21 protein-coding genes are annotated in these 23,850 nt (G+C 62.1%); 4 read left to right on the forward strand and 17 right to left on the reverse strand.

What is annotated here, in order from left to right; all coding sequences use genetic code 11:
• Nucleotides 1–208 precede the first annotated feature (208 nt).
• Complete coding sequence (locus tag ACYU7Q_RS08895; protein ID WP_460609095.1) at nt 209–1,543, forward strand: hemolysin family protein; 1,335 nt, start codon at nt 209–211, stop codon at nt 1,541–1,543.
• 113 nt (nt 1,544–1,656) lie between these two features.
• Here the strand turns inward: ACYU7Q_RS08895 and ACYU7Q_RS08900 are convergent, their stop codons facing one another.
• From ACYU7Q_RS08900 to ACYU7Q_RS08910, 3 genes are all read right to left on the reverse strand, one after another.
• On the reverse strand, nt 1,657–1,989 hold the full coding sequence (locus ACYU7Q_RS08900) for a DUF2752 domain-containing protein (RefSeq protein ID WP_460609096.1): 333 nt from the start codon (nt 1,987–1,989) through the stop codon (nt 1,657–1,659).
• Nucleotides 1,964–2,560, reverse strand: coding sequence for a TM2 domain-containing protein (locus ACYU7Q_RS08905; protein WP_460609097.1), 597 nt, complete (start codon nt 2,558–2,560; stop codon nt 1,964–1,966). The genes ACYU7Q_RS08900 and ACYU7Q_RS08905 overlap by 26 nt, the downstream gene beginning before the upstream one ends.
• 193 nt (nt 2,561–2,753) lie before the next feature.
• A complete protein-coding gene (locus ACYU7Q_RS08910) occupies nt 2,754–3,275 on the reverse strand; it encodes a gamma carbonic anhydrase family protein (protein WP_460609098.1) in 522 nt (173 codons plus the stop codon).
• A 66-nt stretch (nt 3,276–3,341) separates the two neighbouring features.
• Here ACYU7Q_RS08910 and ACYU7Q_RS08915 point away from each other — a divergent pair, with 66 nt between their 5' ends.
• Nucleotides 3,342–3,833 carry a hypothetical protein gene (locus ACYU7Q_RS08915; RefSeq protein WP_460609099.1) on the forward strand — a complete coding sequence of 164 codons (492 nt, stop codon included), beginning with the start codon at nt 3,342–3,344 and terminating at the stop codon, nt 3,831–3,833.
• A 12-nt stretch (nt 3,834–3,845) separates the two neighbouring features.
• Here ACYU7Q_RS08915 and ACYU7Q_RS08920 read toward each other — a convergent pair whose 3' ends face one another.
• The 7 genes from ACYU7Q_RS08920 to ACYU7Q_RS08950 all read right to left on the reverse strand — a co-directional run bounded on the left by ACYU7Q_RS08920 (nt 3,846) and on the right by ACYU7Q_RS08950 (nt 10,243).
• Complete coding sequence (locus ACYU7Q_RS08920; protein ID WP_460609100.1) at nt 3,846–4,829, reverse strand: radical SAM protein; 984 nt, start codon at nt 4,827–4,829, stop codon at nt 3,846–3,848.
• 110 nt (nt 4,830–4,939) lie between these two features.
• On the reverse strand, nt 4,940–5,713 hold the full coding sequence (locus ACYU7Q_RS08925) for an endonuclease III domain-containing protein (protein WP_460609101.1): 774 nt from the start codon (nt 5,711–5,713) through the stop codon (nt 4,940–4,942).
• A 147-nt stretch (nt 5,714–5,860) separates the two neighbouring features.
• Complete coding sequence (locus ACYU7Q_RS08930) at nt 5,861–6,577, reverse strand: OmpA family protein (protein WP_460609102.1); 717 nt, start codon at nt 6,575–6,577, stop codon at nt 5,861–5,863.
• A 221-nt stretch (nt 6,578–6,798) separates the two neighbouring features.
• Entirely contained in the window at nt 6,799–7,077 is a 279-nt protein-coding gene (locus tag ACYU7Q_RS08935; protein WP_460609103.1) for a YMGG-like glycine zipper-containing protein, read from the reverse strand.
• A 180-nt stretch (nt 7,078–7,257) separates the two neighbouring features.
• Complete coding sequence (locus tag ACYU7Q_RS08940) at nt 7,258–7,971, reverse strand: OmpA family protein (protein WP_460609104.1); 714 nt, start codon at nt 7,969–7,971, stop codon at nt 7,258–7,260.
• 145 nt (nt 7,972–8,116) lie between these two features.
• Nucleotides 8,117–9,025: an acetyl-CoA carboxylase carboxyltransferase subunit beta gene (gene accD / locus ACYU7Q_RS08945; RefSeq protein WP_460609105.1), complete on the reverse strand. Its 909-nt coding sequence runs from the start codon at nt 9,023–9,025 to the stop codon at nt 8,117–8,119.
• Between the two features lie 171 nt (nt 9,026–9,196).
• A complete protein-coding gene (locus ACYU7Q_RS08950; RefSeq protein ID WP_460609106.1) occupies nt 9,197–10,243 on the reverse strand; it encodes a class I fructose-bisphosphate aldolase in 1,047 nt (348 codons plus the stop codon).
• 194 nt (nt 10,244–10,437) lie between these two features.
• Here ACYU7Q_RS08950 and ACYU7Q_RS08955 point away from each other — a divergent pair, with 194 nt between their 5' ends.
• Together ACYU7Q_RS08955 and ACYU7Q_RS08960 are read left to right on the forward strand one after the other, a co-directional pair.
• Nucleotides 10,438–11,472 (forward strand): OmpA family protein, encoded by a 1,035-nt coding sequence (locus tag ACYU7Q_RS08955; protein WP_460609107.1) that lies wholly within the window; start codon nt 10,438–10,440, stop codon nt 11,470–11,472.
• A gap of 105 nt (nt 11,473–11,577) precedes the next feature.
• Entirely contained in the window at nt 11,578–13,011 is a 1,434-nt protein-coding gene (locus tag ACYU7Q_RS08960; protein ID WP_460609108.1) for a hypothetical protein, read from the forward strand.
• A gap of 82 nt (nt 13,012–13,093) precedes the next feature.
• Here the strand turns inward: ACYU7Q_RS08960 and ACYU7Q_RS08965 are convergent, their stop codons facing one another.
• From ACYU7Q_RS08965 to ACYU7Q_RS08995, 7 genes are all read right to left on the reverse strand, one after another.
• Nucleotides 13,094–15,901 carry a TonB-dependent receptor gene (locus ACYU7Q_RS08965; protein WP_460609109.1) on the reverse strand — a complete coding sequence of 936 codons (2,808 nt, stop codon included), beginning with the start codon at nt 15,899–15,901 and terminating at the stop codon, nt 13,094–13,096.
• Between the two features lie 279 nt (nt 15,902–16,180).
• Nucleotides 16,181–18,952, reverse strand: a complete 2,772-nt coding sequence (locus ACYU7Q_RS08970; RefSeq protein ID WP_460609110.1) for a TonB-dependent receptor — start codon at nt 18,950–18,952, stop codon at nt 16,181–16,183.
• A gap of 535 nt (nt 18,953–19,487) precedes the next feature.
• Complete coding sequence (locus ACYU7Q_RS08975; protein ID WP_460609111.1) at nt 19,488–20,495, reverse strand: MBL fold metallo-hydrolase; 1,008 nt, start codon at nt 20,493–20,495, stop codon at nt 19,488–19,490.
• Between the two features lie 71 nt (nt 20,496–20,566).
• Nucleotides 20,567–21,202: a hypothetical protein gene (locus ACYU7Q_RS08980; RefSeq protein WP_460609112.1), complete on the reverse strand. Its 636-nt coding sequence runs from the start codon at nt 21,200–21,202 to the stop codon at nt 20,567–20,569.
• Nucleotides 21,202–22,032 carry a metallophosphoesterase family protein gene (locus ACYU7Q_RS08985; RefSeq protein WP_460609113.1) on the reverse strand — a complete coding sequence of 277 codons (831 nt, stop codon included), beginning with the start codon at nt 22,030–22,032 and terminating at the stop codon, nt 21,202–21,204. The genes ACYU7Q_RS08980 and ACYU7Q_RS08985 overlap by 1 nt, the downstream gene beginning before the upstream one ends.
• 132 nt (nt 22,033–22,164) lie before the next feature.
• Nucleotides 22,165–22,869 (reverse strand): SGNH/GDSL hydrolase family protein, encoded by a 705-nt coding sequence (locus ACYU7Q_RS08990; RefSeq protein ID WP_460609114.1) that lies wholly within the window; start codon nt 22,867–22,869, stop codon nt 22,165–22,167.
• A 66-nt stretch (nt 22,870–22,935) separates the two neighbouring features.
• Entirely contained in the window at nt 22,936–23,769 is an 834-nt protein-coding gene (locus ACYU7Q_RS08995; protein ID WP_460609115.1) for a maleylpyruvate isomerase N-terminal domain-containing protein, read from the reverse strand.
• Nucleotides 23,770–23,850: the final 81 nt, after the last annotated feature.

Consider the following 23,850-nt stretch of genomic DNA (forward strand, 5'->3'; position numbering starts at 1 on the left):
GGCCATTCTCGTTGCAATTACCCCATTGGGGGCAGTTGGTAGTCGGGCCGGCCAGCCAGAGCTTACACCTGCTTCGGGCCCCAAAATTAAGTCCCGCTACATGACAAACGGGTGAGTTAAAAGTTCAGCGAGCCAACCACCTGCGCCAAACTGCGTACTTTTGGGTTACAAAGGCCTTCAGACCGACCGCGTCGCGGGGGCCGCCGACATGGGTTTACAAATACTATTTACCGTTTTACTCGTCTTAGTAAACGGATTTTTCGTGGCCGCCGAATTCTCGTTGATTCGCGTGCGCCTCTCGCAACTGGAGATTAAAGCCAAGGAAGGCAGCCGGCTGGCCGGTCAGGCCTTAGGGGTGCTCCATAAGCTATACGACTACCTCTCGGCCACGCAATTGGGCGTTACCATTGCCTCGCTGCTCTTGGGTGCGGTGGGCGAAGAGCTGTTCACAGAAATATTTCTGGGCTTCCTGCCCCGGATGGGCCTGCCCATTTCGCCCCTTACGGCGCACAGCATCGCCGTGGCGATGGGGTTGATTGTCCTCACGTTCATGCACGTGCTGTTTGGTGAGCTGTTTCCAAAAGCGCTGGCCATTCAGCGGCCCGAGGCGGTGAGCCTGGCGCTGGTGCTGCCGCTGCGGGGCTTCTATTTTATTACCCGGCCCCTCACCTGGTTCTTATCGAAGGCCAGCAACCTGCTGCTGGGCGCGGTGGGTATCCAGAACGTGCACGGCACTGAGGCCCACACCTCTGACGAATTGCGCCTGCTGCTCGACCAGAGCAAGGAAAGTGGCGAGATTCAGGATTCGGAGCACGAGCTGATTGAGAACGTGTTTCAGTTCAACGACCGCATGGTGAAGCAGATTATGGTGCCCCGCACCAAGCTCTCGGCCCTGGACGTGAACGCGCCCGCCGACCAGCTGCTCGACACCATCTTCAGCGAAGGATTTTCGCGGATGCCCGTATACGAGGGCAACATCGACAACATCGTGGGCGTGCTCAACGTGAAAGACCTGCTGCCCCTCATCCGGCGCGGCGAGGCAGTGGAGCTGGCGCGCATCATGCGCCCGCCCTACTTCGTGCCCGAAACCAAGAAAATTAACCGCTTGCTGCGCCAGTTTCAGCGCAAGCACATTGTGATGGCCATTGTGAGCGACGAGTTCGGCGGCGTGTCGGGCATCGTCACTATCGAGGATATCATGGAGGAACTGGTGGGCGAAATCCAGGACGAGTACGACAACGAGGTGCCCGTTGTGGAGAAAGTGGCCGAGGACGAGTACCGCGTGAACCCCGCCACCCCCATCCCCGACGCCAACGAATTCCTCCCCTACCCGCTGCCCGAGGGCGAAGACTACGAAACCGTGGGCGGCCTGCTCAACGTCATCTACGGCAGCATCCCGGAAGTGGGCGACGTGGCCGTGCTCGACCCCTACGAGTTCCGCGTGCTGCAACGCTCACGCCGCGCCGTGGAGCTGGTACAGCTTCGCGTGACGACGCCCGCCGAGCGCGAAGCCCCGCGCGGCGAGTTGAGCGACGAGGTGTAATGTGCCTTAGGCCGGCCTTGCTTATGGCCAACAAAAAAACGCTCCGAGTGACTCGGAGCGTTTTTTTGTTTGAGCAGCCGTCCGGGCAGACGGTGGCGGAATCCGCTTGACCACTAATGGCGCCAGTTGGCGGGCACCCAGTCCAGCTGGCGTAGCTGCTGCCATACTTCCTGGCCCCAGAGCCAGGTTAGCAGCGGCAGCACCACTACCACCAAGCGGTTGTAGTGCCAGGCCTGGGCCCAGTCGAAGTGCAGCGCGTGCAAGCAGGCGCGGGTCATGCCGCAGCCGGGACAGGCCCGGTGCAGCAGCAGCTGGCTCAGGCAAATGGATTGGCCGTGGTCGAAGAACGAGGCCGGCAGCAGCAGCAGGGTGAGCCAGATGAGCACCGACCCCACTACCACTGCCTGCGCCCGGACCCGCTTAAAGTTTTTTAGCGTAGTCGCCACCTTTGGGCTTCAGGTCGCCGGTGATGATGCGCACCAGGTCGATGAGGGACCAGATGCCGCAGCCGCCCAGCGTGAGCAGTTGCGCGATGCCGATGCCGGTATAGCCCAGGTAGAAGCGGTGAATGCCGAGGCCGCCCACGAGAACCGCCAAAATCAGCGCAATAATTTGGCTTTTGCCTTCGTCGGTGGTGCTGGCGGGCGACATTTTCTGCTTGGCCTCGTGCTTGGCCTGACGCACCAGCTGCTTCAGCTGCTGACGCTCGACCTTGGTGAAGCTGGTGCGCGAAACATGGGCAACGGCAGCTCCCTGCGGAGCGGCGGCCGGTGCCGCGGCGTGATGGGCCACGGTGCGGGCAGCCGACGGCATCACCGAAGGGGTAGCCTCCGTCGAAGCAGTGAATTCGGGCATAGCTTCGGGCTCGTCGGCGGCTACAGCCACGGCAGCGTGGGCGCGGGTAGTGCCCATGTACGAAGCACCGGCCGGGTTAAAGGCAAAGTTGGCGCGGCTGCACGATGAAACAGTGGCTGCGCCCATAGTGAGCGCCAGCATAAGCTTGTAAAATTTTTTCATTGAAAAAAGATGGTTGGATTGGATGTTCGTGGCAAAGCTATAGAAATGCCTGAATAGCATCCTAATTTTTTCTATTGATTTTAGAATATTTTTAGACCAAACTATCCATATGGAACACAGCCCGCCATTGCCCCCTTACCTGGCTCGGCAGCACAGCTACGTATAGCCACCTGTTTCTGCCCATTGAGACCGATTAGTGCTTTGGCTGCAGCCAGCTGGCGTAGGTCTGGTAGTTGGCGGCGGTGCGGCGTAGGCCGGCGCGCTGTTCTTCCGTCACGGACTTGATTTTCTTGGCCGGAACGCCGGCGTAGAGAAAACCCGGCTCGCACACGAAATTCTCCAGCACCACGGCCCCGGCCGCGATGATGCAGCCGGTGCCCACCACGGCATGGTCCATCACAATGGCGCCCATACCGATGAGCACGTCATCCTCCACGGTGCAGCCGTGCACCAGCGCCCGGTGCCCGATGCTCACGCGGCTGCCGATGCTGAGAGGGGCCTTCTGGTAGGTACAGTGCAGCACGGCCCCATCCTGGATATTGGTTTCGTCGCCGATTCGGATACTGTGTACGTCGCCACGAATGACCGCCGTGAACCAGACGGTGCACTTATTGCCCAGCACGACATCGCCGATGATGGTGGCGTTATCGGCGATGTAGCAGTCGGCGGGAATGGTGGGCGTGATGCCGTGGATGGGGAGGATGAGAGCGGGCATAAAAAGCGGGTAAACGGGCGGGGCTGATTGGGATGCCACCGTTGGATTCGTCGCTAAATTAGCCCCATGAAATTCGACAATGCTGCTTCGCCGGTCTTTATCGAAACCCAGGTGATGGGCCGCCGTTGGTGGTGGCTGGCGTTAATCATAGCAGCGCTGGGCCTTTTGCCTAGCCTATTAATGGCCGAGAAGGCCACGTTGTGGGTACGTAGTGGACCAGCCCTCATTGGCATAGCGGCCGGCAGCCTGGTATGGCTCATGCGCCTCGAAACTCGAATTGATGAGGTAGGCATTCATTACCGTTACCTGCCTCTTCTCAACCGCTGGCGGCACTGGCCCTGGGCAGATTTCCGGCAGGTTAAACCCCGTACCTATTCCCCGCTCGGTGACTTTGGCGGCTGGGGCATCCGAGGTTTCCCCGGTAACCTGGCCTACAACGTATGGGGCAGCCACGGTCTACAGCTCGTGTTTCAGAGCGGCGACCGCCTGCTCCTTGGTACTCAGCGGCCCGAGGAATTGGCCGCCACTTTACAAGCACTGGGCCAGTTGCCGGGCTGAACTAGTTGCATACTACGCCCCAATCAGCCGCTTCCAGGTTCCCTTTTCCCAGTTGTACTTGAGCGTGCTGGGCAGCGCCTGCCAAAAGTACTTGCTGGTTTCCACCGCGAAGCTGGGCTGCATGTAGCAGTTGATGGTGCAGCCCTCGCAGGCAGGCAGGCGGCCTTCGAGTGCGGCCAAGCGCTGGGTTTCGGGCGCGTTGTAGAGGTCGAATAGCTTCCCATCGATGGGGAATTTCTGCTCGCCGAGGTGGTAGCAGGGCAGCACCAGCTCGTTGCTGGGCGAAATGACGAGGGTGGTGCTAGCGGCCCGGCACACGGGCGCGGCCACGTGGTTGCCGCCATCGCGCCGCAGCTCGATGAAGGCCTCGTTCAGGTACACGCCCTTGCGCTTGCCGAAGGCAGAGAGGTAGTCCAGCTCCTCGGGCGTGAGCTGCTCGCCGGTTTCCACGTCGCCGTACTCGAAGGCGGGGTTGAGGATGAGCACGAGGCCGTTGGGCTGGGTGATGTCGCGGTACACGGCCTCCAAATCCTTCAGGTTTTTGCGAAAGACGGTGAAGAGGATGTCCGGTCGCTCGCCCAACTCTTTGGCTACGCGAATGCTTTCGAGCACGAAATCGTAGCAGGCCACGCCCCGGCCCAGGTCGTGGGTGTCGCGGTCGGCCGAGTCGAGCGAGAAGTGCAGCATGTCGACCTTGCCGCGCAGTTTCTCCGCATTTTTGGGGTAGAGCAGGCCGTTGGTAGTGACGGTGGTGATGAAGCCCAGCTCCCGCGCCAAGGCCAGAAACTCGGGCAGCTGCCGGTGCAGCAGCGGCTCGCCGCCGGTGAAGTCAATAACCGACACGCCCAGCCGCTTGAGGTCGCGCAGGTTGCGGTCCACATCTTCGAGCGTGATGTAGGGCGAGGGCTTCTCCCAGATGTCGCAAAACGCACACTTCGCATTGCAGCGGTAGGTCACGTAGTAATTGCAGAGAACGGGGTGCTTGACGAGGCGCATGGCGGTAGCGCGGACTTTTAGTCCGCGCATGAACTGATTTTCAATTGCGAGCTACCGAGCAGGCACCTGAATAGTTTTCAACTCGCGGACTAAAAGTCCGCGCTACAAAGCTAATGCGGCAGCTTGCCCCAGGCAGCCGGGTCCCATTGCGTGGGCGTGGCAGCCAGCGCCTCGGCCGTGGCTTCCCCGAAATGCTCTTGATAGTAATTGCAGAAGCCCTTGAGCGGGCAACGCGCGCAGTTGGGCCGCAGGAAAAAGCAAATCTGCTGGCCATGCCAGTAGTTGTGCTTGTGGAAGTTAAACAGCATTTCGGCATCGGCCGGCAGCAGGGCCAACAGCACGCTATGCGCCTTCTCCACCGATACTTTCGGCCCCAGAAAACCCACTCGCTGCGCCACCCGGTGCACGTGCGTATCGACAGGCAGCACGGGCTTGTGGTAATTAAACAGCAGCACCAGCGAAGCCGTTTTCAGCCCAATGCCGGGCATATCGGTGAGCCAGGCCATGCCTTTCTCGGTCGGCCAGTCAGCCAGGAAATCCAGGTCGAACGGCCCGCCCGTTTCGGCCCGGATGCGGCGCAGGATTTCCTGGATGCGCGGCGCCTGGGTATCGGGCCAGCGCGTGGTGCGAATGGCGTGGGCCAGGTCCTGCGTTGGGGCGGCCTCCACTCCGGCCCAGTCACCGAAAGCTTCCAGCATGCGGTCGTAGGCCAGCTCTTCGTCGGCGTGCGTAGTGCGGTGCGACAGAACCGTGGAAATGAGTTCGCGCATGGGCGTGCGGCGCGGCTCGGGTGGCAGGTGGCCATAGAAATGGTCGAGAATCTGGTGGTCGGCCCAGGCTTTTTCGGCGGCGGGCGAAGCATAGGTAGCGTCGGGAGCAGGCATGACGGGTTTACCGTTTAGCTCCGGGCAAAGTTGCCCGCTCCCAGCGTTTATTTAGCCTCCACGCTGCTTTAACAGCATAAAAAAAGGCGACCAAGCTGGTCGCCTTTTCAGTTGAATACCGGCGGCTCTTACACCGCCGGCTTTGTCTTACAGCTGGCCTTTTTTGGCGGCCTTCTGCATCTTCTCGTTGGCGAAAATGGCCACTTCTACGCGGCGGTTGGCAGCTTTGCCAGCGGCGGTAGAGTTATCGCCCACGGGCTGGCTCGAACCGTAGCCTTTGGCCGTGATGCGGGCCGCATCCACGCCCTGGGCCTGAATCTCATTCGATACAGCCTGCGCCCGGCGCTCCGAGAGGGGCTGGTTGATAGCATCCGAACCCGAGTTGTCGGTGTGGCCTTCTACTACCACGTTGGTGTCGGCGTATTTTTTCAGCGTGGTAGCCAGCTGGTCGATGTTGCCGGCAGCTTCCGGGGTCAGGCTCGACGAATTGGTGCCGAACAGGATGCCCGAAGCGAAAGTGATTTTGATGCCTTCGCCCACACGCTCTACGGTCGCGCCTTCGAGGTCGCGGCGCAGCTCGGCGGCGGCTTTGTCCATTTTGCGGCCGATGAGGGCACCCGCGGTGCCACCTACCACGGCGCCAATGATAGCGCCTTTGGCCGTGCCCGACTTACCACCAATCAGGCGGCCGGCTACGCCACCGGCCACTGCGCCGCCCAGGCCGCCAATGATGCCGCCTTTGAGGGTTTTGCTCATGCCTTTCGGCTTATCCGTCGAAACGGTAGAAGTTTGGGCTTGCGCGAAGTTGTTTACCAGCAGCAGCAGGGCGAACAGAAACGCAAGGGAGGAACGAAGAAATTTCATGTTTAAAAAAGGGTTTGGATAAAAAATGCCGGCCAGAAAGCACAGCTCGTGAATTAGGCCAGCAAGTACGCCATTTGCAACCACCTTGCCAAACTATTCGGGTTGGGCAAGCCTGTTGGCGCGCCCAACCCATTGCCCGGCCCGTTTAGCCATAAAAAAGGCCCCGCCGAGTGGCAGGGCCTTTTTTTATTCGGTTGAAGCAACGATGTTGCGCAGCGGAGTTACTTCTTGTTGTGGTAAGCGTTGTAGCGGGCCGGGTCTTTCTTCTTGTCTTTGTTGCGGCCAATCAGGCCGCCGCCAATAACACCAGCCGCACCGCCAATCAGGGCACCTTTGCCGCCGCCGAGCACGGCACCCGTCACGGCACCCGCGCCACCGCCAATGGCCGCGCCTTTGGCCTTATTGCTCCACCCCTTCTTGGGAGTTTGGGCCTGAACACTGGAGCCAGCTAATACAAAGAGCATCAAAAGCAAAGCGAATACTACGCGCAGGGATTTCATGATTCAGGAAGTTAGAGTTAATGGGAGGGATTACGGGGTTTCAACGCACACCAAACAACCAGGGTTGCTGAAAGGGCCAAAACCTTTCGTTGCCTTTCGGCCCAAAAGCCACAAAAAAGGCCGTCTCCACGGAGACGGCCTTTTTGATGCCACACGCAGCTAGTGCCGGGGTTCTGCTGACTAGAGACGGCCTTGCTCAGCGGCCTTTTTCATCTTCTCGTTGGCATAGATGGCCACTTCTACGCGACGGTTGGCCTGCTTGCCTTCGGGGGTGGTGTTGTCGCCCACGGGTTGGCTCGAACCGTAGCCCTGAGTGGTGATGCGGCTCGATGCCACACCTTTGGCGATGGTGGAGTTGGCCACTGCCTGCGCACGACGCTCGGACAGGGGCTGATTGATGGCATCGGAACCCGAGTTGTCGGTGTGGCCTTCAATCAGCACGTTGGTGTCGGGGTATTTCTGGAGCACAGCGGCCATCTTGGTGATGTCGGCTTCCGAAGCCGGCCGCAGCGTAGCCGAGTTGGTATCGAAGAGAATGCCCGAATCGAAGGTGATTTTGATGCCCTCGCCCACGCGCTCTACCCGGGCACCTTTCATGTCATTTTGCAGCTCGGCAGCGGCTTTGTCCATCTTGCGGCCGATGATGGCACCCGTGGTACCACCAGCGGCGGCACCCACGATAGCGCCAATGGCCGTGCCTTTGCCGCCGCCCAGCAGGCCACCTACTACGCCGCCCAATACGGCGCCACCGCCGGCGCCCAACAGGCCACCTTTAGTCGTTTTACTCATACCGGTTTTGCGGGCGCCGGTGCCGTTGTTAGTCGAGAGGTCGGGTTGGGTGGTGCTGGCTTGCTGCGAAGTGGCGCAGGAGCTGAACAGCAGCACGAAAGCCATTAGAACAGAAAGAAGGGATTTGGAGGTGTTCATGTGAAAATGAGGGATTGGTGAAGTTGTTTTCGGCCCGTATACGGAAAAACCCGCTCCGGGGTCGGAAAGCGGGTTTTCAAGAAGTGTGCCGAAAACGAAAAGGGCCTTCCCTTTATTGCTGCGGGGCCTTGGCGGCGGCGCGGCGCGGCGCAGGAGTGCTGGCAGCCGCAGCCGACGCAGGCTGCAGCATGCCCAGCAAATCGGCCAGGCGCTGCTTCAACTCGCGGCGGTCCACAATAAAATCGAGGAAGCCGTGCTCGAGCACAAATTCGGCGCTCTGGAAGCCCTTGGGCAGGTCCTTGCCGATGGTTTCTTTGATAACGCGCGGGCCGGCAAAGCCGATGAGCGCGCCGGGCTCGGCAATGTTAAAGTCGCCCAGCATGGCAAACGACGCCGTGACGCCGCCCGTGGTGGGGTCCGTCAGCAGGCTTACGTAGGGCACGCCGGCTTCGGCGAGCAGGGCCAGCTTGGCCGAGGTTTTGGCCATTTGCATGAGCGAGTAGCCGGCTTCCATCATGCGGGCCCCGCCGGAGCGCGAAATCATCAGGAACGGCGTGCGATTCTGGCGGGCGAAGTCGATGGCGCGGGCAATTTTCTCGCCCACCACCGAGCCCATCGAACCGCCAATGAACTTGAAATCCATGGCTGCTACCACTAGCGGCTGGCCAGCGCTGAGGCCGTGGGCAGTGCGCACGGCGTCTTTCAGGCCGGTGTTGCGCTCGGTGGCCGCCACGCGCTGCGGGTAGGCCTTGGTGTCCACGAAGTGCAGCGGGTCGCCGGAGGTTAGGTCGGCGTCGAGCTCCGTGAAGTCGCCCTGGTCGAAGAGCAATTCGAAGTAATCGGCCGCGTCAATGCGGTCGTGGTGACCGCAATTGCCACACACAAACAGCAGGCGCTTGTGCTCGGCCATGGTGGCCACCGTTTTACACTCGGGACACTTGTACCAGAGGCCGTCAGGCGTCTCTTTTTTCTGGTCGGTGGGGGTCACAATGCCCTTTTCTACGCGCTTGAACCAGGCCATTTTTTAGTTGCTAGGAGCTGGGGACCGGGGCCCGACAGCGGATATTTTTTGAAGAAGAGCCGCAAGCTTCGGGCTTGCAAAGACTAATACAGGGCGTCAAAGATAAGCCATAACTAACGCCTCATTTTGCAAAGAAAGCGGCCGACGCTTGCGCCGGTCATCGGGCCCAGGCTACGCCAGGGCGATGCGGCCGTCGAGATATACGTCCTGAATGGCATTGAGGAGTGCTACGCCCTCGGCAAAAGGCCGCTGGAAGGCTTTGCGGCCCGAAATCAGCCCCTGCCCACCGGCGCGCTTGTTGATGATGGCGGTGCGAATGGCCTCTTCGCGGTCAGTAGCGCCATGGCTTTCGCCACCGGAATTAATGAGGCCGATGCGGCCGGCGTAGCAGTTCAGCACCTGGTAGCGCGTCAGGTCGATGGGGTGGTCGGTGCTGAGCGTGTCGTACATACTCGGGAAGGTTTTGCCGAATTTCAGCGTGGTGAAGCCGCCGTTATTTTCGGGCAGTTTTTGCTTAATGATATCGGCGCCCATGGTTACTCCCAGGTGGTTGGCCTGGCCAGTGAGGTCGGCGGCGACGTGAAAGTCCTTATCGGCGGTTTTGAAGGAATTGTTGCGCGTGTAGCACCAGAGCACGGTGGCCAGGCCCAGCGCGTGCGCTTCTTCGAAGGCGGCGGTCACTTCCGTAATCTGGCGGTTGCTTTCGGCCGAGCCGAAATAGACGGTGGCCCCCACGGCGGTGGCGCCCATGTCCCAGGCCTGCTGCACCGAGCCGAACATGATTTGGTCGAACTTATTGGGGTAGGTGAGCAGCTCGTTGTGGTTGATTTTAACCAGAAATGGAATTTTGTGGGCGTACTTCCGGGCCACCGTGCCGAAGGTACCGAAGGTGGTTGCCACGGCATTGCAGCCGCCTTCCACGGCCAGCCGCAGGATGTTTTCGGGGTCGAAATACATCGGATTTGGCCCAAAAGCCGAGCCGGCGGTGTGCTCAATTCCCTGGTCGACGGGCAGGATGCTAACGTAGCCGGTGCCGCCCAACCGGCCGTGCCCGTAAATGGCCCCGAGGCTGCGCAGCACTTGGACCGAGCGGCTGCCGGGCACAAAGCAGCGGTCCAGAAAATCGGGGCCGGGCGCGTGCAGCAGGTCCTTATTCACCACGCATTGGTGGGAAAGCAGGGCTTCGTTTTCGGGGCTTAAGGAGATGGAATCAGCCATGAGCAAGCGCGGATGCAGGCCGGGCCGGGCCGGGCGGGCACGTACCAGGGTGGGAAGCAAGCAAATATAGCCCGAAAACACAGGCCGAAAGCGGTTTCGGAAGGATTGAGCGCGGGTTAAGCGCTACCTTGCCTCGCCAACGCGGCCGGGCAGTCCGGCCGCGAAAGGCCCGGTACTTCGTCCCTCTCTCCTCCGTGAAAACCCTCTCCCCTGCCCTGCTGGGCCTTTGCCTGCTGGCCGCCCCGGTGCTGAACAGCTGCGTGACGGCCAAAAAATACGACGACCTCAGCGCCCGCCAAAAGGCCGATGCCGAGGGCAAAGCCGCCGCCGAGCGCCAGTACCGCGGGGCTACCGCCGAGCTGCAAAAGGCCAGCGACGAGCTGGCCCAACTACGCCTCACCCAAAAGCGCCTTGTGACCGACTCGGCCGAAACTGGCGCGGCCTACCGCAAAACCCGCACCCTCTACAACGAGCTGAACAGCAGCTACGACAAGCTGCTCAAAAACAGTGACCGGGAGCTAGCCAATAAGTCCTCCGACTACAACAAAGTAGCTAAGGACCTGGCCCGCCGCGAGGCCGAGTTGGGCGACCTGGAAACCACCCTCCAGAAAAGCAAAGCCAACAACGACCGCCTCGCCGCCGACCTGCAGGCCCGCGAAGTGCGCCTCGCCGAGCTCACCAAAGCCCTGGCCGACAAGGACAAAGCCGTGGACGACCTGAAAGCCCGCGTGAGCAAGGCCCTGCTCAGCTTCAACAGCAGCGACTTGCAGGTGAAGCTAAAGGACGGCAAGGTGTATGTGTCACTGTCGGAGCAGCTGCTGTTCAAATCGGGCTCGACCAAAGTGGACCCCAAGGGCCAGGAGGCGCTGAAAAAGCTCGCCACCGTGCTCCAGGAGCAGAAAGACGTAAACGTGGTGGTGGAAGGCCACACCGACAACGTGCCCATCCTGCGCGGCACGGCCGGCATGACCGATAACTGGGACCTGAGCGCCCTGCGCGCCACCGAAATTGCGCGTTTGCTCACCACGGCGGGGGTTTCGCCGGAGCGCGTCACGGCGTCGGGCCGGGGCCAGTACGTGCCCGTGGCCGCCAACGACACGCCGGCGAATAAGGCCATGAACCGCCGCACCGAGATTATTCTCACGCCCAAGCTCAACGACCTATTTCAGATTCTGGACAGCAATTCCAGCACACCGGCCACCCCGGCAGTGGCCCCGGCCGACAAATAAATAGTTACTTCAACGGACACATTTTCAGTCGATTTGGGATACCTTCGCAAGGCCTCCGGAAACGCCGGAGGCCTTATTTGGTAACTACCCTTTTCCAATTTGAACATGCATCCATCTTTCCTTTCCCGCGGCTTCGCAATTCTCGCCTGTTTGCTGGGCAGTTTCTCGGTTGCGCAGGCCACTCACATTCTGGGGGCAGAACTAACCTACGAGTACGCAGGCACCGCTGCTAATCCCAACCAATACCACGTCACGGCCCGGCTCTTTCAAGACCTGAATTCGCCGGTGGCAGACGTCCAAATGGAGCTAACCTGTGGCAAAAATGGATGCGCGGCTACGCTGCCCGGCAGTTTCACTACTCAGCTGGTGCGCACGGGGGTTGTGGTGGCGCCCCGGGCCTGTGCCAATTCAGAGTTCCCCTTTCAAATCAGCACTTTGGAAGGCATGGTTCAGCTGGCACCCGCCCGCTGGACGCTGAGCATCAACTGTTCGAACCGGTCCGACGGCTTGGCCAACGTTGCCCAATCGATGCAGATGAGTACCTACGTGCAGGCGGTGCTGGACAACACCACGGGCCTGACCAATTTTTCACCCCGCTTCACCACTGCCCAGCTTCTGCACCTCACCAGTACGCAGCCGCAGCACTACAGCCTGAGTGCCTTCGACAGCGAAGGCGACTCGCTGGTCTATCAGCTGGTGCAGCCGCTGGCCAACCCGACTACGGCAGTGCCCTGCGGCCAACCCACAGTTGGAGCCATCGCGCCCCACTTTCAGCTGAATGCCACCACGGGCGAGCTCCTGACGGTGGCGGGCCCCACGCAGCAGGGCCGTTACGCCCTGGCGGCGCGGGTCGATGAGTACCGGCGGGTGGGCGGAGCCTGGCAGCAAATCGGCAGCATCACGCGCGATATGACGTATCTGGTGTCGGTTGGCACCAATCAGGTACCGGCCTTTACCCGCGTGGCCCTCGCCAGCAACCCAACCGGCCAGCTGCTGGGCCAAACCATTCGCGTCAACCCCGGCCAAACCCTGGTGCTCTCGCTCACGGCCGCCGACCCCGATGCTGGACAAACGCTGACGCTGGGCAGCATCGTGCCGGGCATCGTGCCCGGCACCACGTTTCAGGACCTGGGCAACGGCCAGGGCCAGCTCACCTGGCAGGTGCCGGCCACGCTGCCGCTGGGACATTACGTGCTGCCCGTTACGGCCAATGATAATGCGTGCCCGGCCCCGGGCTTCGGCGTGGTGACGGTACCCGTGCTGGTTACGCAGCAGGTGCTGGCCACCCGTTCACGGCAAGCGCTGGCGCAGCCGCCCTTCCCGGTGCCGTTTCAGGACGAGGTCCGGTTTCAGTTGACGGGGCAGGGCCGCCAAACCGTGCTCATTACCGATGAAATGGGCCGGGCAGTGGCGCAGCTCACCACCGCTGCGGACGGCAGCGTGGTGTGGCGGCCGGCTACCAGCGTGGCCGCCGGCCTCTACATCGCCCGCAACCAGAGCGGCACCCAGGTAGCCCGCTTGTCCTACAACGGCAGGTAACGCCAGCTCGAGGCTTATTTATTCCGCATCAAAAAAGGCCGCTCTGGAGCCAGGGCGGCCTTTTTAATGACTCGCGTAGCCGCTACGGCAGCGTTACGTTCACCCGCCCGAAGTAGAAAGCACCCTGGAAGCCGAACTGGTTGGCGGGGTACACGAAACGGCCCCGGTTGGTGTTGTCGAGGGTGGAGTTGTAGCTCAGGTTGGGGTCGACGGAGAAGTTGAACTCGTTGTTGCGGGGGTTCTGGAAGAACTTGTCGGGGTAGACGTTGAACAGGTTGTTCACGCCCACGATGACGCCAATTTGCTTGGTGATTTGGGCGCTCAGGGTCAGGTCGGTCACCCATTTGGCAGCAAAGGTTTGGTCGATGAACGAGCGGGCGGGGTCGGCGTCCTTGTACTGCACCTCGCCGAAGCGCACGGTCCGGGCTTCGATGCCGAAGATGCCGTAGCCGTAGTTGGCCGAGAGGTTGATTTTCGAGCGCGGGTTGCCCGATTCGAGGCGGGCGCGCTGCTGGCGGTCGAACAGCGTGTTTTGCAGGCTGGCGGTGCCGGTGGTCGGGTCGTTGTTGATGGTGGTGGACGTGCTGTTGAAGGCGCGCACCGTGGTTTCGTTGAAGTTGGCGGCAGCCGTCAGGCCCAGCCGGCTTTTGTCGCCCAGCGCAATGCGCTCGTTGGCCACGATGTCGATGCCCCGGGTGCGGGTATCCACGGCATTGGCGAAAAACTGCACCCGGCTCACGTCGCGCGTGCCCAGAATGGTGTTCACCGTGGGGTTGGTGCGGGTGAACTGCGACGAGAGCACAATGCGGTTGTCGATGTCAATCTGGTAGGCATCCACCGTCAGGGTGATGGTGCGGGCCACGCGGGCGGTGAGGCCCAGGCTGTAGTTGCGCGAGTTTTCCTTGGTGAGGGCGCCCAGGCCAAAGCCCGGCTGCGCGTCCGTGGCCTGGTTGCGCACGATGGGGTTGTCGTTGTTCACGGTGAGCACCTGGTTGGGCAGGCCGTTCACAAACTGCGTGCTGGTGTTGGTGAAGTAGCGCTGCTGCAACGACGGCGCCCGGAAGCCGTTGCCGATGGACCCGCGCAACGCCAGCCCCTCCAGAATGCTGAAGCGGGCGGCGGCCTGGCCGCTCACGCTGCTGCCGAAATCGGAGTAATTCTCGACCCGGCCCGCCAGGTGCACCAGCAGCTTTTCGGTGATGTCGCTTTCCAAATCGACGTAGCCCGCCACGTTCGTGCGGCTCTTGTTCACCTCGTCCTGCGCCTGGTAGCCGGGAAACACCTGCGAGCCCGAAGCCGCGGGCGTGGTCCCAATCAGGCGGCCGCCGTTGATGTAGGACGCGTATTCGCCCTTGCCAATCAGGAATTTATCGTAGCGAAACTCGCCGCCAAAAGCCAGGTTCACGGTGGGCAGAAAGCCCACGTCCGTGAATTTGCGCGACACGCCCAGGTCGGTGGTATTTTGCAGGAAGGCCAGCCGACCGGCGTAGAAATCGGTGGGATTCACAATGCCGGGGCCCTGTGGCAGCGAGGCATTTACGGTGTTGCTGATGTCGTAGCGCAGCTCGTTGCGGCCGAAAGTGTTGCTCAGGTCAATCGCGAATTCACTGAAGACTTTGCGCAGGCCCACAATGGCCGACTGGTCGTAAATAGTGGTGTTGATGAGCGGCAGAAAACCGTTTGGAAACAGCGTGAGGTCGCTCTGGGTGGCCTGATTGGGCAGGCGGTTGAAACCCGCCGACGTGCCCGTGCGGTACGTGGCTCCGCCCGATACGTACACTTCGTAGCCTTGCCCGAGGCGGTAGGCCCCGTTGAGAAAGCCGCCGTAGTTGCGCGTAGCGGCGTTGCCGATGCGCAGGTCGTTGCGGTTGAAGCCGCGCTGGGCCACCAGGGCATCGTCCTGGGCCTTGAGGTCGCGGCGGGCCTGCTCGGTAGTGGCGCTGGCGGGGTAGTTGCCGCCATTATTGCCGAGATAAATGAGCGGGGCCGTGTCGGCAAAGCCGCGGTTGTAGGCATTGTGCTTCTGAAACTGGCCGCTCAAATCGAGGTAGCCGCGCTTGTTCAGGCCAATGCCCACATTGAAATCGGCCTGAATCACGCCGCCGTCCTTTTCCACGGTCTGGCCCACGGTGCTGCTGGCCGTCACGCCCGTCGAGTCGTCTTTAAGCTGAATGTTGATAACGCCGGCAATGGCATCGGAGCCGTAGAGGGCGGCCGCCCCGTCGCGCAGCACCTCAATCCGCTTGATGCTGGCGGTGGGAATCACGTTCAAATCGGTGCCCACCGAGCCGCGCCCGATGGTACCGTTGATGTTCACGAGCGAGGAATTGTGGCGGCGCTTGCCGTTCACGAGCACCAGCACCTGGTCGGGGCCGAGGCCGCGCAGGCTGGCGGGGTCGATGTGGTCGGTGCCATCGGAAATGGTTTGGCGCGACGACTGAAACGAGGGCGCCACGTAGGACAGTACCTGGGCCACGTCGGTCTGGGCGTAGGCCTTGATTTCACGGGCCGAAATCACATCGACCGGGGCTGTGGTGAGGATGTTGGAGCGACCCTCAGAAGCCCGTGAGCCGGTGACGACGACCTCGTTCAAATCCTGGGCAGTAGCTACCAGGCGCACGTCCAGCGTGGTGCGGCCGTTGAGCGGAATCTGCTGGGTGGCGTAGCCAATGGCCTGCACCGTGATGATGGCGCCGGGGTCGACCGAGAGCGTAAAATCGCCGCTGGAACCCGTGCTGGTGCCGTTGCTGGTGCCACGTTCCAGCACCGTGGCGCCGGGCAGCCCCTCGCCCTGCGCTCCCACAACCCGGCCCGTTACGGTCGATTTCTGCGCCTGGGCCGCAGCCCCGGCCATCAGCACCAGCAAAATGAGAAGTAGAAGAGTTTTCATACAGCGAAGTTTTTAGTGATAAGAAGATGCGACAGTGGCCCTTGCCCTGCGACGGCGCTTTTGTGCCCGCCGGACCAAGCCCGCGGCCATAAATCGCAGAAATGCAGGAAGACGATGGAAAGTACTATAAAAATATTATATTTTATATATTTTAACTGCTAATAGCATCGCCTGTTGCTCAGGCCCGACTTCCTCCGCGCCTTATCACCCGCCAGCCAACCAGCAAAAAAGCCAGCCCCGGGTACGGAGCTGGCTTTTTCAGCAATAAAAACGGCAGAATTACAGCGTGAAATTCACGCGGCCGAAGTAGAACGCACCGTTGAAACCGAACTGGTTGGAGCCGTAGGGGAAGCGGCCCCGGTTGGTGGCGTCGAGGGTGGTGTAGTTCAGGCTCTGCTCGTTGTTGTTGGGGTCCTGGTAGAGGCGGTCAGGGTAAACGTTAAACAGGTTGTTCACGCCCACGCTCAGACCGATGTTCTTAATAACCTGCGCGCTCAGGGTCAGGTCGGTCACCCATTTGGCAGAGAACGTCTGGTCGATGAACGAGCGGGTGGGGTCGGCGTCCTTGGTCTGCACTTCGCCGAAGCGCACGGTGCGCAGGTTCAGGCCGAAGATTTTGTAACCGTAATCGGCGCTCAGGTTGATTTTGCTGCGGGGCTGGCCGTTTTCGAGGCGGGCGCGCTGGGCGCGGTCAAACAGCGTGTTTTGCAGGCTGGCATTGTTGTCGATGGTGCTGGAGCTGTTGAAGCTGCGCACCACGGTTTCGTTGAAGTTGGCGGCAGCCGTCAGGGTCAGGCGGCTGTCGGGGCCGAGGGTCAGGCGCTCATTGGCCACGATGTCGATGCCTTGGGTGCGGGTGTTCACGGCGTTGGCGAAAAACTGCACGCCCTGCACCGGGTTCTGGCCGGGGCGCGGGTTGGCGGCGAGAATGGCGGCCACGGCCGCATTACCGCGGCTGAACTGCGAGCTGAGCACGATGCGGTCGCGGATGTCAATCTGGTAGGCATCCACGGTCAGCGTGATGGTTTTGAAGAGGCGCGCCGTTAGACCGAGGCTGTAATTGGTCGACTTTTCCTGCTTCAGCGAGCCAATGCCGAAGGCTTTGGTGATGGGGTCGTCGTTATTGGTGGTCAGCACTTCGCGCAGCTCGCCGCTGGTAAACTGGGTGCTCGAATTAGTGAAGTAGCGCTGCTGGAGCGAGGGCGCCCGGAAGCCGTTGCTGAGTGCGCCGCGCAGGGCCAGGTCGTCGAGAATGCTGTAGCGGGCGGCCACTTTGCCGCTCACGTTCGAGCCGAAATCGGAGTAGCGCTCGGCGCGGCCGGCTACGTCCACCAGTAGCTTATCGGTCAGGTCACTTTCCAAATCAATGTAGCCCGACACGTTGTTGCGGCTCCGGTTCAGCGCATCGGAAGGCCGGTAGCCGGCAAAACCCTGTGAGCCCGCGGCAGCCGGCGTACCGTTCACCAGGCGCGGCCCGAGGATATAAGAGCCCTCATCACCGGCGTTAATCTGGAAGTTATCCACCCGAAACTCGCCGCCGAACGCCACGTTCAGCGTGGCCAGCGGGCCCACCTCAACGAACTTGCGGGTGAAGCCCAAGTTGGTCGTATTCTGCTGAAAAGCCAGCTCGCCGGCATAGAAGCTGGTGGGGCTGGTGCCGGCCGGCAGCGAGGCGTTCAGCGTGTTGGTAATGTTGTATTTGAGCGCGTTGCGGCCATAGGTATTGCTCACATCAGCCGCGAAGCCGAAGACCTTGCCGCGCAAACCCACGATGGCCGAGCCGTCGTTCACGGTGCTGTTGATGAAGGGCAGGAAGCCGTTGGGGTAGATGCTGGCATCGGTTTGGGTGACCTGCGTGGGCAGCCGGTACAGCGCGCCCGACGAGCCCGTGCGGCGCGTGAGGCCGCCCGAAAAATAGGCTTCGAGGCCGATGCTGGGGGCCAGCGTATAGGCCGCATTCACGAAGCTACCGTAGGTGCGCGTATCGGCGCTACCCACCCGGATGTCGCGGCGGTTGAAGCCGTTCTGAGCCACCAGGGCGTTGTCCCGGGCTTTCAGGTCGAGTTTTTGGGCGTCGCTGAGGCCGGCCGGGTAGTTGCCGCCGGTGGTGCCCAGGTAGATGAGCGGGGCCGTATCGAGTCCGCTGCGGTCCACGTAGCTGCGATTCGAGAACTGGCCGCTCACGTCCACAAAGCCCCGGTGGCCGAGGCCGAAACCGAGGTTGGCATCGGCCTGGAACAACTGGCCGTCGCTCTTGGTGGTCTGGCCGGCGGTGCTGCTCACGCTGATGCCGGTGGTGTCGTCCTTCAGCTGAATGTTGATGACGCCGGCGATGGCATCGGAGCCGTACTGAGCAGCGGCGCCGTCGCGCAGCACCTCAATCCGCTTGATGGCGGCGGGCGGAATCACGTTCATATCCGTGCCCACCGAGCCGCGGCCGGGCGTGCCGTTGATGTTGACGAGGGCTGACGTGTGGCGACGCTTGCCGTTCACGAGCACCAGCACCTGGTCGGGGCCGAGGCCGCGCAGCGTGGCGGGGTCCACAAAATCGGTGCCGTCGGTCACGGTCTGGCGCGTGCTCTGGAACGAGGGCGCGATGTATGTCAGAATCTGGGTAACGTCGGTTTGGGCGTACGCCTTGATTTCGCGGGCCGAAATCACATCCACCGGCGAGGTGGTGAGGATGTTGGAGCGGCCCTCGGTAGCGCGCGAGCCCGTTACGACCACTTCGTTCAGCTCAGTCTGGTTGGCGGCGAGGCGAATTTCGAGGCTGGTGCGGCCATTCAGTGGTATCGTTTGGGTGAGCGAGCCCACGGCGGAAAAGACCAGCGTGGCCGTGCCGGGCACGTTGCTGAGGGTAAAACGGCCGTCGCCGTCGGTGCTGGTGCCGTTGGTGGTGCCTTGCTCCAGCACGGTCACGCCGGGCTGGCTTTGGCCGGTGGCGTCGAGCACGCGGCCGGTTACGGTGAGATTCTGAGCCCAGGCAGCGGCAGTGGTCAGCCACAAAAGCAGCGCTACCAGCCCGATTCGGGTAGTTGTGGGATGTGTCATAAGAAAAAGGGGAAGTAAAACGGGATTCCGGCGGCCGCCTCAGCGGGTTTTGGGCCGGATAAACCCAGGAAAAAGAAAAGCCACGGCGGCCGTTGGCCGGAGCCGGCCGTATGGCAACTCCGACGCCATAGACGTCCACAAAACCAATAAATTATATAGTATAAGCAACCAAAAGGTTGCTGTGCAGCTTTCTCGCGGCGCGGCTATTGGCACCGGGGCAGCATCCCGCACTTTTCTGGTCTGGCATTTGGCTGGGCAAGGAAATCACCTGTGCACACCGGCCAACGCTCTAGCCTAACAACAACAGCAACAGCACCCTACCATCGCCGCGTGCATGGGCACGGACAGGCTGGCAAGGTTTGGGGAAAAGCTGGTGGAGGCCAGCCGATTTCCCGATAAAGGGGCGGCTGTGAGAAATTGTATCACGCGGTAAAAATAAAGTCGGATTGCCGGGCCACGGCTGCGGCCGGAATCGAGTGGGTATAAGCGGCGGACGCAATAATTGTTTACGGCCGCGCTTATTTAACCACTTATTCTACCGCTCCCACCAGCGCGAGTTGAGCGGGCCGGCGGCCACGTCTACGCGCTGGCCGGGGGCAGGCAGCAGCAGCGCTACCTCCGGGCCGGCGGCTTCGAGCAGGCGCTGCACGGGCTGCTGCCAGGCGTGGAATGCCAGGTTGAACGTGCCCCAGTGCAGCGGCAGCAGCGGGCCGCCGCCCAGCAGCCGGTGGGCCGTGAGGGCGTGGTCGGGGCCCATGTGGATATCGGCCCACTCGGGGTCGGAAGCACCGATTTCCAGCATGGTCAAATCGAACGGCCCGTAGGCCTCCCCTATCTGCCGGAAGCCTTCCTCGAAGGGGCCGGAGTCGCCACCGAAAAACACCTTGTGCGTCGGCCCCAGCAGGCACCACGAGGCCCAGAGGGTATCGTTGCGGGTGAGGCCCCGGCCCGAGAAATGGCGGGCCGGCGTGGCCGCCAGCGTGAAGTCGTCGCCCAGTGGGGCGGTTTCCCACCAGCTCAGCTCGGTGATGTTGGCGGCGGGCACGCCCCAGCGGCGCAGGTGCGCGCCCACGCCCAGCGGGCAGAAAAATGGTACGCCCGTGCGCCCCAACACGCGAATGGCGGCCGAATCAAGGTGGTCGTAATGGTCGTGCGAGAGGATAACGGCGTCGAGCTTTGGCAGCTTATCCAAGGGCAGCGGCGGGGCAAAAAACCGCTTTGGCCCCATCAGCTGCGAGGGCGACACCCGCTCGCTCCACACCGGGTCGGTGAGGAAGCGGTGGCCGTCGATTTCGAGCAGCATGCTGCTGTGGCCCAGCCAGGTGGCGCGCAGGGCATCGGCCGGCACGGGGGCGGCCAGGGCGGCGGCATCGGCGTGGAAAGGGCCGAGGGGCTTTTTGGGCTCCCGCTCGGCTTTCTCAAACAACCAGCGCTTCATCAGTGTGCCGTAGCCAGAGGGCGGGCTGACGCTGGTGGGCACGGCGTTTTGATAGATTTTGCCGTGGCGAACGGCTTGCAGGCGGGCGGAGGCTACTGGTTTCATCGCAGGCGTAGACGCAGCAGCGGCCGCAATGTTTGATGCAGCGCCGGGAAAGCTTGTTTTGATGGCTTGGGCTAAAAGTCCGCTTTTATACCCAGCGCCAACGTCAGCAGCTGGCCGAAGCCCAGGCCGCCGTTGCGATTGTTGAGGTAGCTGGCCAGGTATAAATCGTTACTTCCCAGCTCATAATACACCGACACTTTGCGCGGCTGGCCGGTGGCCGCCACGGGCGGGGTCAGAAACGTGACGCGGCTGCCCAGCAACGGACCATAGCGGGTATCGGTCGAAAACCAATAGTAGTCGCTGGCATACTGGCCCTTCAGCTCGTCGTTGATGGTGCCGTGGGTGTAGCTGAAATAGGCCCCCACGGTGAGGGGCACCACCTGAATCTTCTCGCCCACCGGCAGGTGAAAGGGCGAATACATAAACTTCAGCGAAGCCAGGCTGAGCGTGGAGCCGGCGTAGTGCTTCGGCACGTAACCGATGAGAATATCGGTTTCGAGGCGGGTTTTCGAGAATTCGTAGCCGGCCCCGGCGGCCACCATGCCCAGGCCGCCGCCGGTTTGCAGGGCCAGGTGGGTGGGGCGGTACCAGGGCCGCGCGGCGCGGGCACCAATGGGCGGAGCCGCGACGGCGGCAGTATCGGGCGGCGTGGCGAAGGCCGGAACGCCAGCAGCCAGCAGCAGCACGGAGAGCAGGAATTTTTTCATTAGAAAGCGACCCGTTTGATGCGAAACTGTTTGTCGCCCCACACGGTGACCACCATGTAGTGGCGCTCTGAAAAAGCGTCGGAATTGACGTAGGTCACACCGTCGTTGTAGGGCTGCGTGATGCTGGAGGAGTGGTTGTGGCCATTCATCTCAAATACCAGATTCGGAGCCTCGCGCAGGGCCTGCACGTAGGGCTGGCGCAGGGCGGGGTCGAAGTCGTCGTTGGTAGGCGGCACGTGCGAAATCACCACCTGCCGCCGCGCCCCGTCGTGATTGGCCAGTTGGGGCTTCAACCAGCCCAAATCGGGGGCCGTGCCGTCGAAATTATACTCGCGGCCGTTGGTGTCGACCATGATGAATTTGGTGTTGCCGTATATGAACGAGTAGTTGAACGCCCCGAAAATGTGCTGGTAAGTGGGCCGGCCATTGCCTACCAAATCATGGTTGCCGATGACCGTGACGTAGGGCACTGTGAGGCGGCGCAGCTTCTCGTCTACCCACTGCATTTCGCGGGCTAGGCCGAAGTCGGAAATGTCACCGGCCACCACCAGAAAGGAGATGCCGGGCTGCTGGTTCACGCTGGCTACCAGTGCCTCGGCCTCGTCGTAGAATTGCTGCGAGTCGCCGGTGAAGATGAAGCGCAGGGTATCGCCGGCGGGCAGCGGGCGGCCAGCCAGCCGGGCCAGGTTTTTCTCGGTGAGGTTGGTGAATTCTTCGGGGACGCGGTGGTCGTTGGGGCTGAATTCAATCAGGTTACAGCCCGCTAGTCCCAGCAGCGCAATGCCGGGCAGCACGCGCCCCCAGCGGCGCCAATCGGTAAAGGGAAGCATACACAACAGAGCCGGCGCGAGGCCGACCAATAAAAACAGAATTGCTCCTTAAACCTCATCCGTTGGGACAGGGTTAGGCATTAATGCGCTTTTAATGCTTCACCGGCGGAGTTTTCAGGTCGCTTATACAGCTTATTGCAGCTGCGACTGCACCACGGGCAGCACCCGCTCGGCCCACTGACGCATCTGGGATTGGGAGTAGTGCAGGCCGTCGCGGGTGAACTGGCTGCGGTCAGTGGCCGCGGCGCGGGTTAGGGGTGTGATGTCGACGTAGGCCACGCCGGCCTGGCGGCATTCGTCCTGCGCCACGGCGTTGAACTGGTCGATTTCAAGGCCGATAGCCGCCACATCGCGGCCCTGCTGCTGCCCAAACGGCGACTGGCCCCAGTCGGGAATGGACAGCACTACTACCCGCCCGGCCCGCCCGCCGGCAAAGCCGATGGCCTGGTGCAGCAGCGCCCGAAACTCGGGGCGGTAGCGCGCCGCGCCCTGTCCCCGGTACTGGTTGTTCACCCCAATCAGCAGCGACACCAGCCCGTAGGTTGAAGCCGGATGGGCGTCGGCGATGGCGGCCTGCAGCTCGGCGGTGGTCCAGCCGGTGCGGGCAATGAGGGTGGGCGCCTGCAAGGCCAGGCCCTGCTGCCGGGCCAGCGCCGCCAGCTGCACGGGCCAGCGGCCCGCCTCCGTCTCGCCCTCGCCTATGGTATACGAATCGCCCAGCGCCAGAAACGACACGCCGGGAGCATTAACGCTGGGAGCCGGTGAGGGCGGCGACACGGCGCAGCCATTGCAGCAAAAAATCAGCAAAGAAACCAGCAGCGGGCGCAGCGACATCATAAGCAGTTTGGCAGTAAGCGACACACCTACGCCGCGCCGCCGCATGCAGATTGCCGCCCCTTGCCCCTACCCCATCACGGCCACCATGTGCAGGGCGGCCTGGGCCAGGTTCTCATCGCCGGCCACCGCAGCCCGCTCCCGGGCCTTAGCCGCACTCAAGCCTTTGGTAAACAGCTGCCAGGCATCGGCCGGGGCCAGCGTGAGGGTGGCGGCTGGCGCGGCTGTTCCGGGCGGCTGCAGGTGCCAGCCCTCGGCGGCGCGGGCCAGTTCCCAGGTGCCGCCCGCGTCCGTGCTCACCACCACCTGCACCCGGGTACCCACCGACGCGGCCACCGCCCGGTAAGCGTGCGGCAGCCCCCGCATCATCGTTTCGATGAAGGGCCGGAAGAATTTCGGCTCCAGTAGCGGCGCGGTCTGGCCCACGGCTTCGCGGATTTGCTGCTGGTGGTGCCATTTCTCGGTGTAGTCGCGGGCGATGTGGAACCAGTTCAGCGACTCGCTTTCGCCGGCCCAGGCTACCGACCACGCCGCCGGGGCCCAGGGGTCGAGCGAGGCCAGGTAAGTAATGTAGGCCGGGCCTGTTTGCGCCAGCAGCTCCGTGAGCACGGCCGGACTGAGCCGATGCATGGCCCGCACCCACTCAGCATTCAGGCGATTGAGGTAGGCCACCATGCCGGGATAGGAAAAATCATCCGGTGCTTCGCCAAAATATCCGTCGCGCAACATCGACACAATGCGCAGGTTGCCATCCAATAAGTGGGCCACTACATCCTTCACCGTCCACTTGCGGGCCAGGGTGGGGCGCTGCCAGTCTTCGGGCGTGAGGGAGCGCAGCAACTCCAGTAGCAACCGGTCGAGCTCCGGGAAGAGCGGCAGGGTGATGATGGGCGGGTTCTGCATACGTCATTCTGCTGGTGAGGCCGTCTGGTCAACTCTTCGACTGTTTATCGTCCGGTGCTGGTCGCCAAGCCTGACCAACGC

It is taken from the genome of Hymenobacter terrigena, from assembly GCF_054776515.1.

Bases quoted from the DNA above. Each gene is read 5' to 3' on its own strand.
- ACYU7Q_RS08895 (WP_460609095.1), top strand. From the start codon at position 209: ATGGGTTTACAAATACTATTTACCGTTTTACTCGTCTTAGTAAACGGA.
- ACYU7Q_RS08905 (WP_460609097.1), bottom strand. From the start codon at position 2,560: ATGAAAAAATTTTACAAGCTTATGCTGGCGCTCACTATGGGCGCAGCC.
- ACYU7Q_RS08910 (WP_460609098.1), bottom strand. From the start codon at position 3,275: ATGCCCGCTCTCATCCTCCCCATCCACGGCATCACGCCCACCATTCCC.
- ACYU7Q_RS08915 (WP_460609099.1), top strand. From the start codon at position 3,342: ATGAAATTCGACAATGCTGCTTCGCCGGTCTTTATCGAAACCCAGGTG.
- ACYU7Q_RS08920 (WP_460609100.1), bottom strand. From the start codon at position 4,829: ATGCGCCTCGTCAAGCACCCCGTTCTCTGCAATTACTACGTGACCTAC.
- ACYU7Q_RS08925 (WP_460609101.1), bottom strand. From the start codon at position 5,713: ATGCCTGCTCCCGACGCTACCTATGCTTCGCCCGCCGCCGAAAAAGCC.
- ACYU7Q_RS08930 (WP_460609102.1), bottom strand. From the start codon at position 6,577: ATGAAATTTCTTCGTTCCTCCCTTGCGTTTCTGTTCGCCCTGCTGCTG.
- ACYU7Q_RS08935 (WP_460609103.1), bottom strand. From the start codon at position 7,077: ATGAAATCCCTGCGCGTAGTATTCGCTTTGCTTTTGATGCTCTTTGTA.
- ACYU7Q_RS08940 (WP_460609104.1), bottom strand. From the start codon at position 7,971: ATGGCTTTCGTGCTGCTGTTCAGCTCCTGCGCCACTTCGCAGCAAGCC.
- accD (WP_460609105.1), bottom strand. From the start codon at position 9,025: ATGGCCTGGTTCAAGCGCGTAGAAAAGGGCATTGTGACCCCCACCGAC.
- ACYU7Q_RS08950 (WP_460609106.1), bottom strand. From the start codon at position 10,243: ATGGCTGATTCCATCTCCTTAAGCCCCGAAAACGAAGCCCTGCTTTCC.
- ACYU7Q_RS08960 (WP_460609108.1), top strand. From the start codon at position 11,578: ATGCATCCATCTTTCCTTTCCCGCGGCTTCGCAATTCTCGCCTGTTTG.
- ACYU7Q_RS08965 (WP_460609109.1), bottom strand. From the start codon at position 15,901: ATGAAAACTCTTCTACTTCTCATTTTGCTGGTGCTGATGGCCGGGGCT.
- ACYU7Q_RS08970 (WP_460609110.1), bottom strand. From the start codon at position 18,952: ATGACACATCCCACAACTACCCGAATCGGGCTGGTAGCGCTGCTTTTG.
- ACYU7Q_RS08975 (WP_460609111.1), bottom strand. From the start codon at position 20,495: ATGAAACCAGTAGCCTCCGCCCGCCTGCAAGCCGTTCGCCACGGCAAA.
- ACYU7Q_RS08980 (WP_460609112.1), bottom strand. From the start codon at position 21,202: ATGAAAAAATTCCTGCTCTCCGTGCTGCTGCTGGCTGCTGGCGTTCCG.
- ACYU7Q_RS08985 (WP_460609113.1), bottom strand. From the start codon at position 22,032: ATGCTTCCCTTTACCGATTGGCGCCGCTGGGGGCGCGTGCTGCCCGGC.
- ACYU7Q_RS08990 (WP_460609114.1), bottom strand. From the start codon at position 22,869: ATGATGTCGCTGCGCCCGCTGCTGGTTTCTTTGCTGATTTTTTGCTGC.
- ACYU7Q_RS08995 (WP_460609115.1), bottom strand. From the start codon at position 23,769: ATGCAGAACCCGCCCATCATCACCCTGCCGCTCTTCCCGGAGCTCGAC.